This window comes from Rhodococcoides kyotonense, from assembly GCF_900188125.1.
In the GTDB taxonomy this organism is placed as follows: domain Bacteria; phylum Actinomycetota; class Actinomycetes; order Mycobacteriales; family Mycobacteriaceae; genus Rhodococcoides; species Rhodococcoides kyotonense.
Genome location: NZ_FZOW01000010.1, coordinates 40013 through 58143, shown reverse-complemented (window position 1 = coordinate 58143; position 18131 = coordinate 40013). Strand labels below are relative to the sequence as shown.

At 62.3% G+C, this 18131-nt stretch carries 15 protein-coding genes; 8 read left to right on the top strand and 7 right to left on the bottom strand.

Going from position 1 to position 18131, the window contains the following annotated elements; all coding sequences use genetic code 11:
• Positions 1-2: 2 nt before the first annotated feature.
• The 7 genes from CHB96_RS17235 to rpmH form a co-directional block, all read right to left on the bottom strand.
• A complete protein-coding gene (locus CHB96_RS17235) occupies positions 3-1016 on the bottom strand; it encodes a ParA family protein (RefSeq protein ID WP_089248448.1) in 1014 nt (337 codons plus the stop codon).
• 57 nt (positions 1017-1073) lie between these two features.
• Complete coding sequence (rsmG, locus tag CHB96_RS17230) at positions 1074-1709, bottom strand: 16S rRNA (guanine(527)-N(7))-methyltransferase RsmG (protein WP_089248446.1); 636 nt, start codon at positions 1707-1709, stop codon at positions 1074-1076.
• Between the two features lie 2535 nt (positions 1710-4244).
• Positions 4245-4877 (bottom strand): Jag family protein, encoded by a 633-nt coding sequence (locus CHB96_RS17225; RefSeq protein WP_089248729.1) that lies wholly within the window; start codon positions 4875-4877, stop codon positions 4245-4247.
• A 27-nt stretch (positions 4878-4904) separates the two neighbouring features.
• A complete protein-coding gene (gene yidC, locus CHB96_RS17220; RefSeq protein ID WP_089248444.1) occupies positions 4905-6023 on the bottom strand; it encodes a membrane protein insertase YidC in 1119 nt (372 codons plus the stop codon).
• Positions 6024-6027: 4 nt separating this feature from the next.
• Positions 6028-6366 carry a membrane protein insertion efficiency factor YidD gene (gene yidD / locus CHB96_RS17215; RefSeq protein ID WP_089248442.1) on the bottom strand — a complete coding sequence of 113 codons (339 nt, stop codon included), beginning with the start codon at positions 6364-6366 and terminating at the stop codon, positions 6028-6030.
• Positions 6363-6743, bottom strand: a complete 381-nt coding sequence (rnpA, locus tag CHB96_RS17210; protein ID WP_089248440.1) for a ribonuclease P protein component — start codon at positions 6741-6743, stop codon at positions 6363-6365. Before rnpA ends, yidD begins: the two co-directional genes overlap by 4 nt.
• A 32-nt stretch (positions 6744-6775) precedes the next feature.
• Positions 6776-6919, bottom strand: a complete 144-nt coding sequence (gene rpmH / locus CHB96_RS17205; protein ID WP_026347786.1) for a 50S ribosomal protein L34 — start codon at positions 6917-6919, stop codon at positions 6776-6778.
• 603 nt (positions 6920-7522) lie between these two features.
• Here rpmH and dnaA point away from each other — a divergent pair.
• From dnaA to gyrB, 8 genes are all read left to right on the top strand, one after another.
• Positions 7523-9055 (top strand): chromosomal replication initiator protein DnaA, encoded by a 1533-nt coding sequence (gene dnaA, locus CHB96_RS17200; RefSeq protein ID WP_089248438.1) that lies wholly within the window; start codon positions 7523-7525, stop codon positions 9053-9055.
• Positions 9056-9631: 576 nt separating this feature from the next.
• Complete coding sequence (dnaN, locus tag CHB96_RS17190; RefSeq protein ID WP_089248434.1) at positions 9632-10816, top strand: DNA polymerase III subunit beta; 1185 nt, start codon at positions 9632-9634, stop codon at positions 10814-10816.
• A 75-nt stretch (positions 10817-10891) separates the two neighbouring features.
• Complete coding sequence (gene gnd, locus CHB96_RS17185) at positions 10892-11812, top strand: phosphogluconate dehydrogenase (NAD(+)-dependent, decarboxylating) (protein ID WP_089248432.1); 921 nt, start codon at positions 10892-10894, stop codon at positions 11810-11812.
• A gap of 3 nt (positions 11813-11815) precedes the next feature.
• Positions 11816-13036, top strand: a complete 1221-nt coding sequence (gene recF / locus CHB96_RS17180) for a DNA replication/repair protein RecF (protein ID WP_089248430.1) — start codon at positions 11816-11818, stop codon at positions 13034-13036.
• Entirely contained in the window at positions 13033-13590 is a 558-nt protein-coding gene (locus CHB96_RS17175) for a DUF721 family protein (protein WP_089248428.1), read from the top strand. The genes recF and CHB96_RS17175 overlap by 4 nt, the downstream gene beginning before the upstream one ends.
• Before the next feature lie 162 nt (positions 13591-13752).
• Entirely contained in the window at positions 13753-14652 is a 900-nt protein-coding gene (locus CHB96_RS17170; protein WP_089248426.1) for a metal-dependent hydrolase, read from the top strand.
• Positions 14653-14675: 23 nt separating this feature from the next.
• Entirely contained in the window at positions 14676-15770 is a 1095-nt protein-coding gene (locus CHB96_RS17165) for a PDR/VanB family oxidoreductase (RefSeq protein ID WP_245865806.1), read from the top strand.
• A gap of 291 nt (positions 15771-16061) precedes the next feature.
• Complete coding sequence (gyrB, locus tag CHB96_RS17160) at positions 16062-18104, top strand: DNA topoisomerase (ATP-hydrolyzing) subunit B (protein ID WP_089248727.1); 2043 nt, start codon at positions 16062-16064, stop codon at positions 18102-18104.
• The last annotated feature ends 27 nt before the right edge of the window (positions 18105-18131 follow it).

Genomic DNA, 18131 nt, shown 5'->3' with positions numbered 1-18131 from the left:
TTCTAGCGCTCCTGCGTTCCGTCTGTTGCCGCGACCGCGGATCGGGCTGCCAATTCTCTGCCTGCGTCGAGGTAGCTCATTGCTCCACGCGAACCTGGGTCGTAGTCCAGGACGGTCATACCGTACCCAGGAGCCTCCGATACCTTCACGCTCCGCGGTATGACAGCCCGCAGAACCGCGTCACCGAAGTGTTTGCGTACTTCCTCTGCGACCTGATCTGCGAGCTTGGTGCGGCCGTCGTACATCGTCAGAATGACCGTCGAGACGTGCAGCACCGGATTGAGGTGTGCTTGGACGAGTTCGATATTGCGCAGCAATTGACCGACACCCTCGAGCGCGTAGTACTCGCACTGGATCGGGATCAGCACTTCGCTGGCCGCTACCAATGCGTTGACCGTCAGCAGCCCGAGAGAAGGGGGGCAGTCGATGAGTACGAAGTCTGCATCGACCTCTTTGAGATCTGCCAGGGCGGTCTTCAGACGGCCTTCACGAGCAACCATGGACACGAGTTCGATCTCGGCGCCGGCAAGGTCGATGGTCGCGGGGATGCAGTAGAGCCGGTCACTGTGTGGGCTCTTCTGGATCGCCTCGCGCGCTGTGACTTCACCGAGTAGCACCTCGTAGCTCGAGGGCACACCCGAATGATGTTCGACGCCCAACGCCGTGCTGGCGTTGCCCTGAGGGTCCAGATCGACAACCAGGACGGTCAGACCTTGGATAGCGAGGGCGGCAGCCAGGTTCACCGCTGTGGTGGTTTTACCGACGCCGCCCTTCTGATTGGCGATGGTGAGCATCCGCCTCTGCGCGGGCTTCGGGATCGAGACTCCACCGCTACCCGGATGGAGAATCTGGCTTGCTCGGTGCGCGGCCGCACCGATGGGAGTGTCGTCGGAAGAGATACTGCTGTAGGCGCTGAAGCCCGAGCTACCTGTCGATCGGTTTTCGGATCGCGTCGATGCGCTACCGTTCTCGGACTCTGTTTCACGTGAAACAGCGGGATCAGATCCACCCGACATACGTGCTCCTTAATGCGGAACTGGATTGGTGCAGAACAAGTTGCTTGGAATCGATCGTCATGTGCGTTGGAAACGTCGAGGGACACGTTCCGCACGGATAACGATGGTCGGAGTCGGCACGATACCGACCCCACATTTCACTACCTCTAGCTTGCCAGCACCCATGCGGGTAAGGGAAGGGCGATCGCGTTCGATCTCCTCCTCGGCACTACTTCCCTTGAGCGCGAGCATCCGCCCACCCTCGTGAATCAGCGGGAGGGACCACTTGGCGAGCTTCTCCAACGGTGCGACGGCTCGCGAAGTGACGACGTCTGCACCACCCGCTTCCTTCTTGACGCCGGGTTGCTCGGCGCGACCGCGCACCACGAGAACATTGAGATCGTTCTCCTCGATGAACTCGGCCAAGTAGACCGTGCGGCGGAGGAGTGGCTCGACGAGAGTGACGTGAAGATCTGGCCGGGCTATCGCCAACGGGATTCCGGGAAGGCCGGCTCCACTGCCGACGTCGACGACGCGCTCGCCTTCGTCGATCAACTCGGCGACGACAGCGCAATTCAAGATGTGGCGCTCCCAGAGCCGAGGAACCTCCCGCGGGCCGATGAGGCCACGCTCGACTCCGGCGGTCGCCAAGGACTCGTAATACTTCCTCGCGAGATCGAACCGAGGGCCGAATACGCGCTCTGCCGTTGCCATCACATGGTCGTCATTCAACGCCTCAGATTCCACTGAATCATCCTCCCGCGTCGGGCCTCTGTTCGCCAAACTATCGGATGCATCCGACACGTTTATCTCCGTTCTCTCGATCACACTCGGCCGCGTGGCCGACTCATGGCCCGCTCCGTTTCACGTGAAACGGTGAAAGTCCAGGTTCATGGCCGAATCACCCGCGAAGCATGGAGGACTGAGTTTCACGTGAAACTGGCGAAGTCTCCTGACCGAGCTGACTGGATGTTCGGCTCGAGGAGACCTCTCGAGTACCGGCGCTGTCGGACCGTGGTGCGCCTATACCGCTCAACGGACTCATGTGGGGGGAGTGGGGTCGTGCGGCGCTCGACAGGGCGTATGCAGAGACACCGACGAACGCGGGTGTCATTCGACGGGCGTCGTTCAGCCGAGGACCCAGATGACGCGCGCGTGCTTCTTTGTGATCGTCGGGTTCAAGGGGAACGACAGACACCAACCCGTCTGCCCGATCCGACGCGCGAATGCAGCAACAGACTTGGGTTGCCACGCCGTTCTGCCCGCTAGCACTTCGGTGCCATCGTGAACCACGAAGAAGCCAATGCTGGCGGCACAGCCGTGCCACTGCCGAACCCCCGTGGGCTGTATCCAACCGCAACCGATGGACGGGGGCCGTACAGAGCCCGTTGCCCGAGTCCATCCCAACAAGACGCGCGCAGTCCGTACTCGCCCCGCTAAACCGGCAACGATCGAGTCGAATCGAACGCGGGACTTGGTTCTCCGAGGATCCTGGGTTTCACGTGAAACTGGCACCGACTTCAGGGTGCCGAAGGATCATGCACCGCGCTCTCGCGCGCTGTCGGGTAGCTGTGCAGACAGTCCCAGACTCGGCCTGAGAGGCAGGACGAGCACAGTTCCACCGGCGACGTTGTACCGAACGTCGTCGGTCTCTCAACGAGGTCCCGCAGAATACCGACCACCTACGGATCCAGATCTGCGTCGAGCACCCGTCGACGGTTCCATCACGCGACGGCACTAGCGGCGTCGTGCTCCGAACACTCTTGATTCGACAGTACGGCTCGGTGCCCTCCGGAGATTCGATCGTTCCCGGATCGCTGCCTCGCCCAGCGACGTCTCAACCTCGAACTCACGATGCACTCGATCGCACTGACAGATAGATCCAGCATCTTCGATGCAGCAGCCACTCCTTTAAGGAAGGTCAGCTCTGGATCATCTACCGATGCTCGGAGCCAATGAGTCAAGTGCAACGCCGCCCAACTCAGGACCGCTTCGCGATGCACCGGGTTTCACGTGAAACGACGGTCCGCCGTTGGTTGCGACCGTGTCGCCTACTTCCTGTGTTCTTACCCTGCCGCGCACAACTGGGTGCGCTAGCGGCCGCCTCGGCACAGTCACCCGCCGAGCACTCGAAGGAGTTGTCCGACGAAACGGATCCGGGTCGATCGATGATCTGCACCCTGCCACCGGAATTCAATGGTTGTCGGAATCCGATGTCCCGGCACTCACAATCGTTCGGAATGAGGACCCATCTCTACGGTGCAACCGAAGCCAGTCCGACGGACGCTCCGCGGACATCATCCAGACCCTGAGAGTAGGGGACCGGTTTCACGTGGAACGACCTGAACCATGTCTCCCGTCCCACGAGTACATCGACGACCGAACCGAACTTCTCACCAACCGCCTAGCTCACCATCCACACCGATCGGAGATGTTCCGTTCCACTGACATGGTCCGTCGCGTCATAAGTTTGGACTTCCCTCTCGGCCGACACAGACTGCGACGGACCCCGCACAAGTGGTTGCCGACAACGCATTCAGATCCCGGGGCGGAATCGAACCGAATCGAGGGCACCACGCGGAGCGCAGCTGATCGTCAACTTCGGCGGCAATATGTGCCATAGATGTTCAGCGTCCTCGGACAACACCGAAGCATCTTCTGTTTCACGTGAAACGACTCGGCAGCAGGGTGGCGGGCCGCGCAGCAAACAGGATCGAGGCGAACAAGCGCGCCGTGGCCGAAACCCAATGCTCGAAGAATTCTCGTGGCGTCGAGCTTCAGCCCGGGTAGCCGGCCCGGATTCACCCCAACCCTGGACAACCTCAACCGAACGTCGTGGGTCCACTCCGCACCGAGCGAGTTGATCACAGACGCCTTACCGGGTCTGTCGTTACATTCCGCGAAACGCCTTGGCATTCCGACAAGGATCGATGAGTTCAACCGCATGGCTCCCGTCGACTGTGGACACACTTCCACGCCACCGAAACGACGGTGCCAGCATCTTCGACATCCTCCGGACGACGGTAGAAATCGGCGAAAACACGCTGAATTTGGATGCACCGAGCCCTAGGCCGGCATCGTCACTGTGACGTTTCTTCGCACCGCCCCGTTTCACGTGAAACACGGCCGAAAATCACACCGATGCGATTTAACATCGCCGGCGCCGAGCAACCCCCGAAACAAACAAGCCCCAAAACAAACGAAGGCCCCCAACCGGAGTTGGGGGCCTTCGCGGCGTCGAACAGAAAATCAGGACTTCACGACGACCACACGTCGTGCAGGTTCCACACCGGTACTCTCGCTGTCGACACCATCGATCTTGGCTACGGCGTCGTGCACGATCTTTCGCTCGAAGGGAGTCATCGGAGCAAGCTCCTCACGATCTCCGCTTTCGAGTACTCGACGAGCTGCCTCGACACCCAATGTGCTGAGCTCGCTTCGACGACCGGCGCGCCATCCAGCGACGTCGAGCATCAGCTTGCTGCGCTCACCCGTCGACTGCTGCACCGCGAGCCGCGTCAGTTCCTGCAGCGCGTCCAGCACCTCGCCCTTACGCCCGACGAGCTTGCTCAGGTCGTCGCCGCCGTCGATGCTGACGATCGCACGATCACCCTCGACGTCCAGATCGATATCACCGTCGAAGTCCAGAACGTCCAGAAGCTGCTCGAGGTAGTCACCGGCGATCTCGCCTTCCTCGACGAGGTAGTCCTCGGCATCTTCGTCGTCGTCCACCGCGTCGTCGACCGACTCGTCGACAGCGGACTTCTTCACGGCCTCGTCCTCGACGACCTTCTCGGTTTCGACTGCCACGACCTCACCAGCTCCGTCCCCAGCGTTCACTGCGTTGTCAGTACTCGTTGTTCCATCGGTATCTGCAGACATCTTCGTCCCTGTCATCGATCGACTCGGTCAGCGCCGCTTGCGCTTGGGCTTGTTGCGGTTCGGCTGAACGCGCTGGTTCTTGGGCCGCGGGGTGCCAGCATTTCCTGCCGGGGGAGTACTGGTCGGACTCTCCGAATCCGCCTCGACAGCTTCGCCGTCGGACACAGCTCCATCCGTGGCGGGGGGAGGCGTCATCTTCGACAACTTCGGACGCGCACCCGGCTTCGGTTTGGTGACCGGCTTGACTCCCGGCTTGGGCGCGTTCTCGGTTCGCTTCTCGAGGGCGACCTTCTTCTTCGCTTCTTCTTCGCGGTCGATCTTGCCGAACACGAGATGCTGCTGACCGTAGGTCCACGCGTTGTTACTCACCCAGTACAACAGGATGGCGATCGGCAGGAATGCACCGAAAACGAGGACACCGAGCGGGAAGACGTACAGGGCCAGTTTGTTCATGATCGCGGACTGCGGGTTCGCTGCTGCAGCCTCACTCTGGCGGGCAACGGACGCTCGCGAGTTCAGGTGCGTCGCGATCGCGGCAATGATCATGAGCGGGACGGAGACCGCGACGATCGTCCACACCGACGGAATTCCGAGTCCCTTTTCCGGGTTCACGAACGCATCGAGCTGAGCCTGCGGCATGGTGATCCAGGCAGAGATCGGAGCACCGAACAGTCGAGCGTCGAGGAACGACTGCACATCGCTCACCGAGAAGGCGTAGTTCCCGAGCTGACGGTTCTCCTCGGGCGACAAGCCCAGCTGACCGACGCCGGTACCGGTTCGGTTGAAGGACCGCAGCACGTGGAACAGGCCGATGAACACCGGCGCCTGAGCAAGGACAGGAAGGCAACCCATGATCGGGTTGAACCCGTGTTCCTTCTGCAGCTTCTGCATCTCGACGGCCATGCGCTGCTTGTCTTTGCCGTACTTCTTCTGCAGCGCCTTGATCTGCGGCTGCAGCTCCTGCATCTGGCGAGTCGTACGCACCTGCTTGACGAAGGGCTTGTACAGAATCAGTCGGAGAGTGAACACCAGGAACACCACGGACAGCGCCCAGGCGAAACCGTTGTCGGCGCCCAGAACGGCACCGAATACCTTGTGCCACACCCAGAGAATCCAGGAGACCGGGTAGTAAATGAAATCGAGCACGGGTCTATGTACTCCTCTGTTCGTCCACTCTCACGAGATCGTGGCTTTCTTCGGTCGAAGTCTGTTCGGCTGTCACCGGTGAACTGCGGCGCCAGGAGCCGCGCTCGGGAACCGGGTCCCACCCTCCAGAGTGCCAGGGCGCGCATTTCAGCAACCGGACAACGGACAACAGAGAGCCCTTGATCGCGCCGTGCGTTCTCAACGCCTCGACTGCGTACTCACTGCACGTCGGCGAAAAACGGCAGGTGGGCAGTCTCAGCGGAGACACGTAGGTGCGATACAGCTCGATACAGAAGATGAGTGTCCGCGCAGGAAGCGAGCGGACGACGCGAAACAGCGTCATGAGCGAATGTCTTTCGCAGTGTCGATGTATCCGAGTTTCTTCAGCCCCGCGCGAACCTGCCGTTGCAGGTCCCTCGAGGACGAATCTGCCGCGCCCGGAAGCGCTCGGATCACGATGTCGCTGGTAGCGGGTACGTCGAGCATCATCGTGGCGCAGATATGCCGAAGCCGGCGTGCAACTCGATGACGAGTTACCGCCGGCCCGACAGCTTTACTGACGATCAATCCGAATCTCGCGGCACCGGGACCGACAACAGAAGCCTCGTCGTCACGCGCGAACGCGTGCACGACCAAGTCTTGTCTACCCATTCGGCGGCCTCGACGCATCACACGTGAGAAATCAGCGCTGCGATGCAATCTGTGCGGCTCAGGCAACACCCCGAGCTCCGTAAATTCGGACGAACAATGAATTAGGCGGTGAGTTCCTTACGGCCCTTACCCCGACGTGCAGAAACGATTGCACGACCTGCACGCGTACGCATACGAAGACGGAAGCCATGAACACGCGCGCGGCGTCGGTTGTTCGGCTGGAACGTCCGCTTGCCCTTGGCCACGGTGAACACTCCTCGAAAATCATTGACGCCCTGAGGGCGTCGGCAACGGTGGTAACGGGTTCGGTCGAACGCCGGTTACATCCCCGAGCGAGAATCCGAGTGAACACAGACTGTATGCAGCCAGCAAGCATCGGCCACCTCGCCTTGGGTGACTGTTCGAGAGTACTGATCGACCCCGCAGTGGTCAAACTCGTCGAATCTACGCCTCGAGGACTACAACCGTGTAATTCATCCACATCCATGGGGACGAAGGTGTGTGCATAACCGCATCCCGGACCGTGTCGTGCGTTACTCACAGGCCGGTCCCATAACTCGAGTTTCGCGAATCCTCATAACGCAGCTGGTCAGAACCATCGAAAAGCCCGAAAAAGCGCCGGCGGCTCCGGATGGGGTAACAACGGTGTCGTTAATCCACACCTGTGGATAATTGTGTGGAAACACGGCTCGAGTGGCATATTCGTACCCGGCGCGTGTGCACTGCTCGACTGTGGATCCCCCGAAGAACGTCGTGATGAGGGGACGATAGCCGAATTCGACGTGACGCGGGTGGGAAAAAGATCATCGGATTCAGCCGTTGTAGACACTGTTCGAATAGGAGGCACCGTGAACGACGATCCGGGTGCGCTGGCGCGCGTCTGGCCTGAGGTTGTCACGGAGTTGACGTCCGATCGGCACAGCGGTCCACCCCTGACCAAGGGGCAGAAGGCCTGGCTGGCGCTGGTCGAGCCACTGACTCTGACGCAGGGCTTCGCTCTGCTCGCCGTACCGTCGTCTTTCGCACAGGAAGCGATCGAGCGAGACCTGCGCGAGCCGATCCTTCATGCGCTCGGCCGTCATCTGGGCCAGGGAGTCGAAGGTCTCGGCGTCCGTATCTCGGCACCCGAAGAGGAGAAGTCGGACGGCGACCGCGTCCAACACCCCGAAACACCCAGCTCACCGACGTACCGTCGTCGATTTCTCACGAGCTCCGACGACGAACCGTCGGACTCGGAGACCGCGGATTACGAAGAGGTCGACGACGACGGCGACGCACTCACCAGCGTTCAGAATTCGTGGCCGACGTACTTCACCAAACCCCCCGAGACGACGGCACCTCCCGCAGGTGCAGGCAGTTTGAACGCAAAATACACGTTCGACACCTTCGTCATCGGTGCCTCCAACCGCTTCGCGCACGCGGCCGCCGTTGCGATCGCCGAGGCACCTGCCCGCGCCTACAACCCGCTGTTCGTGTGGGGTGCGTCGGGCCTCGGCAAGACTCATCTTCTGCATGCTGCGGGCCACTACGCCCAACGTCTCTTCCCCGGTATGCGAGTGAAGTACGTCTCCACCGAGGAATTCACCAACGACTTCATCAACAGCCTCCGTGACGATCGCAAGGTCGCCTTCAAACGCCGCTACCGCGAGACGGACGTCCTCCTCGTCGACGACATCCAGTTCATCGAAGGCAAGGAAGGCATCCAGGAGGAGTTCTTCCACACCTTCAACACGCTGCACAACGCGAACAAGCAGATCGTCGTGTCGTCCGACCGTCCGCCGAAGCAGCTGGCCACCCTCGAGGAACGCCTGCGCACGAGGTTCGAGTGGGGACTCATCACCGACGTCCAGCCGCCGGAACTCGAGACGCGTATCGCGATCTTGAGCAAGAAGGCCAGGATGGACCGGCTCGATGTACCGCACGACGTCCTCGAGCTGATCGCAAGCCGAATCGAACGCAACATCCGTGAGCTCGAGGGCGCGCTGATTCGCGTCACCGCGTTCGCGTCGCTCAACGGGCAGGCGCTCGACCGCACTCTCGCCGAAGTCGTCCTACGCGATCTGATGCCGGACTCCTCGAGCCTCGAGATCAACGCGGCGACGATCATGGCCGTCACAGCCGAGTACTTCAACACCACGATCGACGACCTGTGCGGGCCAGGAAAGGCCCGTGCCCTCGCGATGGCTCGTCAGATCGCGATGTACCTGTGCCGTGAGCTCACCGACCTGTCGCTTCCGAAGATCGGGCAGACGTTCGGGCGAGACCACACCACGGTGATGTACGCCGACAAGAAGATCCGCAAGGAGATGACCGAGCGTCGCAAGGTGTACGACCAGGTGCAGGAGCTGACAGCACGGATAAAGCAGCGCTCGAAGCGCTGACGACCGGAACATCGACGACGTCGGGCGGTCCCACTCACCTCGAGTGGGACCGCCCGACGTTTTCGTGTCGACGACGCCCCACGCGACCCCTCGAGAGCCGTCTTCTCGAGAAAATTTTCGAGACGCTTCCGAATGATGCACACCTGTGGATAACCATGTGGACAAAGGCGCGGATTTGGGGATGGACTGTGGGAGCCTGTGCACCGTTGGTGGCTCGTCCACAGTCCTCCCCATCGCCACCGTGGATTGGTCCCGAATTCATCCCCACGACACCACGCCTGACGACCTGCGGCTCGAGGGGCGGGTGCACAGATTCCACAGGACCTATTAATACGAAGATTTTCTCTTCGAGGGAATCTCTTCTAAAACAGGTGTTGGGGACAGATCCGTTCACAGGCTCGCCTCGAGCGCTCCGAAGCGACATCTTCGGCTTTCAAGTTGGTCTCGAAGGGCATACGGTGTGCATCTGCCGGTTGTGTCAGACTCTTTGATGCACCGGTACCCACGAGTGCACCGCACTCACCGAAGACCCTTCTTCGAGACGAACCGCTGCCGAACGAGAGGAAATGCCGAGCGATGGAGCTTGGAAGTTTGAAGTTTCGCGTTGCTCGTGAAGATTTCTCCGATTCCGTTGCATGGGTAGCTCGAAGCCTGCCGTCCAGGCCGCCTGTTCCTGTTCTCGGTGGAGTCCTTCTTGCGGCTGACGAGCAGGGATTGACCGTGTCCGGGTTCGACTACGAGGTATCTGCCCAGGTCCGCGTCTCCGCCGAGGTCGCGACTCCTGGCCGCGCTCTCGTCTCGGGCAAGCTGCTGGCCGACATCACCAAGTCGCTTCCGAACAAGCCCGTCGACGTGAACATCGACGGGACCCGGGTGCTCATCAACTGCGGCAGCGCCAAGTTCTCGTTGCCCACGATGCCCGTCGAGGACTACCCGCAGCTGCCCGAACTGCCGACGCAGACCGGATCCATCGCCAACGACGTGTTCTCCGAAGCGATCTCCCAGGTCGCTGTCGCGGCAGGCCGCGACGACACGCTGCCGATGTTGACCGGCATCCGCGTCGAGATCCAGGGCACGACTGTCGTTCTCGCAGCGACCGACCGTTTCCGTCTCGCAGTCCGAGAGCTCGAGTGGATGCCGGCCAACGGTGAGACCAAGACCGAGGTTCTGATCCCCGCCAAGACACTGTCCGAATCCGCGAAAACGCTGGGCGGCGGTGCGAATTCACCCGTCGAGCTCGCGTTGGGGTCCGGTTCGTCCGTCGGGGCCGACGGCCTGCTCGGCATCATCAGCGAAGGCCGTCGCACGACGACGCGTCTGCTCGACGCCGATTTCCCGAAGTTCCGCCAGCTTCTGCCGCCCGAGCACACCGCGATTGCCGTCGTCGAGATCGCTCCTCTCGTCGAGGCGATCAAGCGTGTGGCACTCGTCGCCGAGCGTGGAGCTCAGGTTCGACTCGAGTTCTCCCCCGAGGGCCTGATGCTGTCGGCAGGTGGCGACGACGCAGGCCGCGCCGAGGAATCGTTGATGGCGGACTTCCAAGGCGAAGCCTTGACCATCGCCTTCAACCCCGGCTACCTGATCGACGGGTTGTCCTCGCTGCACAGCGAGAAGGTCACGTTCGGATTCACCACGCCCAGTAGGCCTGCGGTTCTGCGCCCCACTGGGGATGATGAACTGGTACCCGATGCGTCGGGCAAGTTCGCGGCACCGCAGAGTGCGTACACCTATCTGCTGATGCCGGTTCGACTACCGGGCTGATCGGGTACGGACTACGTAGGCCTGCTCCCTCGAGCAGGCCTACGAATGACCGCACACTAGAGAAGGACGTTTCTCATGCAGCTGGGACTGGTCGGCCTCGGGAAAATGGGTTTCAACATGCGCGAGCGTCTCCGCGCGCACGGTCACGAAGTGATCGGATACGACCCGAGGCCCGAGGTGACGGATACCCCGTCGCTCCGCGATCTCGCCGGTGCACTCAGCGCCCCGCGCGTCGTGTGGGTCATGGTGCCTGCAGGTGACATCACTCGCGAGACGATCGTCGCGCTCGGTGACGCCCTCGAGGAGGGCGACCTCGTCATCGACGGCGGCAACTCTCGGTTCACCGACGACAAGCCCAATGCGGACCTGCTGGCCGAGAAGGGTATCGGCTACATCGATGCCGGCGTCTCCGGTGGTGTGTGGGGCCTCGAGAACGGATACGGGCTCATGGTCGGCGGTTCGGAGGCCGACGTCGAGCGTGCGCTACCGATCTTCGACGCATTGCGACCGGAAGGCGATCGAGCCGACGGTTTCGTCCACGCCGGTCCTGTCGGTGCGGGCCACTACTCGAAGATGGTGCACAACGGAATCGAGTACGGGCTCATGCAGGCGTACGCCGAAGGCTACGAACTGCTCGAGGCGGAAGACCTCGTCCACGACGTTCACGGTGTGCTTCGTGCGTGGAGTCAGGGCACCGTCGTACGTTCGTGGTTGCTCGACCTGCTCGTCCAAGCTCTCGCACAGGATCCCGAGTTCCGCGAAATCTCCGGCTACACAGAGGATTCCGGCGAAGGCCGGTGGACGGTCGAAGAAGCGATCCGCCACGCTGTCCCGGCTCCGGTCATCTCCGCGGCACTGTTCGCGCGGTTCGCGTCCCGCCAGGACGACTCTCCCGCGATGAAAGCAGTCTCCGCCCTGCGCAACCAGTTCGGCGGGCACGCCGTCAAACGTGCCACCACCGAAGAGACGCTTCGCGCTCCCGACCCCAAGAAATAAGCCTTGTTCGTTCGCTCCTTCTCCCTGCGTGACTTTCGTTCGTGGGACGGTGTCACCGTCGAACTCGAGCCGGGTTCGACGGTGTTCGTCGGCCCCAACGGACACGGCAAGACGAACCTGCTCGAAGCGCTCGGGTATCTGGCCACACTGTCGTCGCACAGGGTGTCGTCGGACAGTCCGCTGATACGGGCGGGCGCCGAGCGAGCGTTCGCGGGCGCGTCCGTCGTCAATCATGGTCGCGAGCTGACGATCGACGTCGAGATACAGGACGGCAAGGCGAACAAGGCACGCATGAACCGTTCGCCGGTTCGGCGACCACGGGAAATTCTGGGTGTGCTGCACAGCGTGCTGTTCGCCCCGGAGGATTTGTCGCTCGTCCGAGGGGACCCGGGTGATCGACGTCGATACCTCGACGAGTTGGCGACGACGCGTCGTCCTCGAATGGCCGGTGTCCGAAGCGATTACGAGAAAGTGCTGCGGCAGCGATCGGCTCTGCTCAAGACCGCGGGAGGAGCGCTTCGTCGCGGGACCAGCTCGAGCGACGGCGCGAGTGCTCTTGCCACTCTGGATGTTTGGGACGGGCACTTGGCAGCTCACGGCGCGCAGCTGCTGTTCTCTCGAATCGGTCTTGTACACGAGCTGACTCCGTTTGTCGCGGAGTCGTATTCGTCGATCGCGCCGGAATCGCGGCCTGCGGCGATTCGCTATCGCAGCAGTCTGGCCGAGGCACTGCCGCCCGAGTTCGCCGACCCGTCGCGCACTCCCGAGACGGACGACGTCGACGTGCTGGAAGCTGCTTTCCTGCATCAGCTTTCGGTGATGAGACGTCGGGAAATCGAACGCGGGGTGTGTCTCGTCGGGCCGCATCGCGACGACCTCGAGCTGATGCTCGGTGACCAACCCGCGAAAGGCTTTGCGAGTCATGGTGAATCGTGGTCCTTCGCATTGTCGTTGCGGTTGGCGTCGTTCGGGTTGCTTCGTGCCGAGGGAACCGATCCGGTTCTGATGCTCGACGACGTGTTCGCCGAACTCGATCGCAAGCGTCGTAGTGCGTTGGCTCGGGTGGCCGTCGATGCCGAGCAGGTGCTGATCACGGCAGCGGTCGCCGAGGACGTGCCCCCGGAGCTCGAGGCGCGCCGCTGGGCAGTTGCTGCACACCAGGAGGACACTGGTCGTGTGTCGAGGATCAGCGCCATCGACGAGAGCGAAGGTGTCACCCCGTGAACGACGACGAACAGAGTTCCTCCGAGCCCCAGCCCGAGCTGCGAGGCGTCGATCTGGCGCGCCGAGCGCTCGAGGAGGCACGCGCTGCGGCCAAGGCGAGTGGCAAATCCGTCGGGCAGGGTCGGTCGTCGCCGACCGGTGGCGTTCGCGCGCTTCGAGGTCGACGCAAGCGAGGGTGGTCGGGCGCGGGGCCGGACGATCGGGATCCTCAGACGCTCGGGGCGCTGGCGGGTTCGATCGCCAAGAAGCGCGGATGGTCCGACAAAGTCTCGGAGGGAACGGTTCTGGGCCGCTGGACGGCCGTCGTCGGGGAAGACATCGCGTCGCACGCGACGCCGACGAAACTCGAGGACGGCGTGCTCAGTGTGTCGGCCGAATCGACGGCGTGGGCAACTCAGCTACGTCTGATGCAGCCTCAGATTCTGGCGAAGATAGCGGCCGCCGTCGGGCACGGTGTGGTGAAGACCCTGAAGATCACCGGGCCGACGACGAAGAGTTGGCGCAAGGGCGATCGGCACATCAAAGGACGCGGTCCGCGCGACACGTACGGGTAGAAAGCGGTCACCTACCGAGGTTTCGCAGTAACACTCGTAACATAGCTGTGTCAACTGTGATCTTGGTTGCTCTCGTAGGGGTCGGTCCCGTAGCGTGCCGTCCGACCCCAGAGAGATCGGTGCGGGGGCGCCACCGACGTTCGCGAGTGACGAGGTGACTGAATGTCCGCTACCGAAGGATCGACGCCGGGGGACCGGGTCGTTCTGCGACCACGAGACGTTTCCTTCGACTGGGGATCGCTGCCGTTGCACTACGCCGACGGTGATCCCCTTGCCACGCACCTGTTCAATGTCATGCACTTGCTGCTCCCCGAGGGCGAGGAATGGTTCGTGCGGACGTTCAAGGAAGCGTTGCCGCTCATCGACGACGAGCAACTCCGCGAGGACGTCATCGGTTTCATCGGTCAGGAAGCTGTGCACGCTCAGGCACACACGCAGGTACTGGATCAGTTGACGGCGTACGGCATCGACGTGAAGCCGTACGTCGAGCAGATGCGCTTTCTGTTCGGACGCGCGCTGGGCAACCGTTCGCACCACGGTAAGAACAGTCTGGTCGAGCGAGTCGCGCTCATTGCTGCCGTCGAACATCTGACCGCTTTTCTCGGCGACTGGGTTCTGAACGCCGACGCGCTCGACGACGTCGAGTTCGATCCGACCATGCTCGACCTGTTGCGGTGGCACGGTGCCGAGGAAGTCGAACACCGTTGTGTCGCTTATGAAGTGATGCAGTACTTCGACGTGCGTCCGGCGCGCAGAATTCGTACCTATCTGGTGATCGCGCCCGCGCTCGTATGGTTCTGGGCGCGTGGGGTCCGCTACCTGACGAGTCAGGATCCGACGCTGAAGTACTTGCCGGAGAAGAGGCGTCGGCCGTCGTTCAAGCAGTACCGCCGCGTCGCGGCGAAGGGTCTGTTCCCTGGGCCGGGCATGCTCTTCCGTGCGTCCCTTCGGTACTTCAGGTCCGACTACCACCCGTCGCAGGAAGGCTCGACGGATCAGGCCGAGCGGTATCTCGCGTCGTCGCCCGCGGCGCGCGCCGCAGGCGGGCCGGTATCCGAATGAGCCTGCGCCGCAGGATATCCGACATGACGAAGGCGGTCGAGTCGTACCGACTGGATCGCACGATTCCATCGGACCTGTACGGACGATCGGTGCCGGATCAGACGATGTCGCTCGTCACCGATGCCCTGGACAAGTGGTTCGCACTTCTCGACGACGGTACGTACGTGCCCGAGTACGTTGCCCCGGTGATTCGACGCCCGGTGTCTCTCACGGTCGAGCGGCGCGAGGTGATGTGCGTCGATCAACCGGTCGTCCGGCTGACGTTCGCGTCGACGGATGGTGCGGCGCTCGCGTCGTGGTCACCCGGCATGCACATCGACGTGGAGTTGTCGTCGGGGCGTCGACGTCAGTACTCGTTGTGCGGTGACCCGTCGGCAAGTACGTATACCGTTGCGGTGCGCCATGTTCCGGACGGCGGCGGTGGATCCGAGGAGATGCATGCCCTCGAGCCGGGAGACACGGTGACGATGCGCGAGCCGCGCAACGGCTTCCCGTTCGGTCCGCACGAACAGGCGACGTTCGTGGCAGGCGGGATCGGAATCACCGCGATTCTGCCGATGGTGCGTGCCGCCCGGTCGCTCGGTATGGAGTGGCGGTTGATCTACTGCGGGCGATCGCGCGCGTCGCTTCCATTTCTCGACGAGATCGAGTCGTGGGATTCCGGCCGTGTGACGGTGCGCACAGACGACGTCGACGGCGTCCCGACGGGTTCGGATCTGATGCAGGACGTGACGGGCGGCGCGGTGTACTGCTGCGGCCCGCCGCCGATGATCGACTGTGTGAGGCGGGCGTTCGACTCCACCGGAGCGACGCATCTCTATTTCGAGCGTTTCTCACCTCCGCCCGTTCGTGACGGGCTCGAGTTCGACGTGCAACTGGTTCGATCGGGTGTGGTGGTGACGGTGCCCGCCGACAAGACTGCGCTGCAGTCGATCAGGGAGGTCGTACCCGACGTCGCGTACTCCTGCCAGCAAGGGTTCTGCGGTACGTGCCGTGTTCGGGTGCTTCACGGGAGCCCGGAACATCGCGACAGCAGGCTCTCGAGCGAGGAACGTGAGCGGGAAATGCTGATCTGCGTGTCGCGGTCGACGGGCGGAAAGATCGTGCTGGACCTGTAGCCGGACGTCACGCGTTCACCGTCCATATTTGTCGGCGGAAGCTCAGAAAATCCGTCTGTGAGGCATTCAGGGGCCATTTCGGGGTGTCATCGTTCCCATGCTGTCGGTGTCTACCAGTAGTATGGACCGGTAACAGCGAAGCCCTACGGAATCGACTCTTCCGAAGCGACAGAACTGCAGACGCGGTTCGTCGAGGCGGAGGAGGTGAGTCGTGCGCCTGGCACCTTCCGGTGCGCGGGGCGGCACTTCGGTGCGATGGACTTCCGACGTGTAAAGGAGAACAACCGAACCGTGGCTGCCGAGAAGTCAGGTAAGACCGAGAACAAGGATTACGGCGCTTCGTCGATCACCGTGCTCGAAGGACTGGAAGCAGTTCGCAAGCGGCCCGGTATGTACATCGGTTCCACCGGTGAACGCGGCTTGCACCACCTGATCTGGGAGGTCGTCGACAACTCGGTCGACGAGGCGATGGCCGGCTACGCGACTACCGTCGACGTGACCATTCACGAGGACGGCAGCGTCGAGGTCGTCGACGACGGCCGAGGCATCCCCGTCGCGACCCACGTCTCCGGTGTTCCCACCGTCGAGGTCGTCATGACCCAGCTGCACGCAGGCGGCAAGTTCGACTCCGACTCGTATGCGGTCTCCGGTGGTCTCCACGGCGTCGGTATCTCCGTGGTCAACGCCCTCTCCACCAAGGTCGAGCTGACCATCGCCCCGCGTGACGGAAACCTGTACAAGCAGACGTACGACTACGCGAAGCCCGGCCCTCTCGAGATCGTCGACAAGACCGACAACCAGGGTACGACGGTTCGCTTCTGGCCCGACGGGCAGATCTTCGAGACTCTCGACTTCAGCTTCGAGACCGTCCACCGTCGCCTGCAGGAGATGGCGTTCCTCAACAAGGGACTGACCATCAACTTCACCGACGAGCGCGTCGCCGCTACCGACGCCACCGAGGAAGAACTCGGCGAGACCGCCGAGGCACCGAAGTCGGCGTCGGAAGAAGAAGCAGAAGCCGTCGAGGCCAAGCCTGCCAAGGTCAAGAAGCGCACGTACCACTACCCGGACGGTCTGGTCGACTTCGTCAAGCACATCAACAAGACGAAGACCGCGATTCACAGCACAGTCGTCGGCTTCACCGCCAAGGGTGAGGGCCACGAGGTCGAGATCGCGATGCAGTGGAACGCCGGCTACTCCGAGTCGGTGCACACGTTCGCCAACACGATCAACACGCACGAGGGTGGTACCCACGAAGAGGGCTTCCGCACCGCGCTGACGTCGACAGTCAACAAGTACGCCGCCGAGAAGAAGCTCGTGAAGGAGAAGGACGGCAAGCTCACCGGCGACGACATCCGCGAAGGACTCGCGGCCGTCATCTCGGTACGCGTCGGCGAGCCGCAGTTCGAGGGTCAGACCAAGACGAAGCTCGGCAACACCGAGGTCCGTTCGTTCGTGCAGAAGGCATGCAACGAGCATCTGGCTCACTGGTTCGAGTCCAACCCGGCCGATGCCAAGACCATCATCAACAAGGCCGTGTCCTCGGCGCAGGCTCGTATGGCTGCTCGAAAGGCACGAGAGTTGGTGCGCCGCAAGAGTGCAACGGATATCGGAGGCCTCCCGGGCAAGCTCGCCGACTGCCGCTCCAACGACCCGTCCAAGTCCGAGATCTACATCGTGGAGGGCGACTCCGCCGGCGGATCGGCCAAGTCCGGACGTGACTCGATGTTCCAGGCGATCCTCCCGCTGCGCGGAAAGATCATCAACGTCGAGAAGGCCCGCATCGACCGAGTTCTCAAGAACAACGAGGTCCAGTCGATCATCACGGCGTTCGGCACCGGTATCCACGACGAGTTCGACATCACCAAGCTCCGCTATCACAAGATCGTGCTGATGGCCGACGCCGACGTCGACGGCCAGCACATCTCGACCCTGCTGATGACGCTGCTGTTCCGTTTCATGCGCCCGCTGATCGAGCACGGTCACGTGTACCTGGCAATGCCGCCGCTGTACAAGATCAAGTGGAACCGCGGTGAGCCGGACTTCGCGTACTCCGACCGTGAGCGCGACGGCCTGCTCGAGGCGGGGCTCGCGAACAAGCGCAAGATCAACATCGACGACGGTGTGCAGCGCTACAAAGGTCTCGGCGAGATGAACGCAAAAGAGCTGTGGGAGACCACCATGGACCCGACGGTTCGTGTGCTTCGTCTGGTCACACTCGACGACGCAGCAGCCGCAGACGAACTGTTCAGCGTCCTCATGGGCGAAGACGTCAGTGCTCGGCGCAGTTTCATCGCGCGCAACGCCAAGGATGTTCGCTTCCTCGACGTCTAGTACCTGAAACTGACTACGCCACAAGAA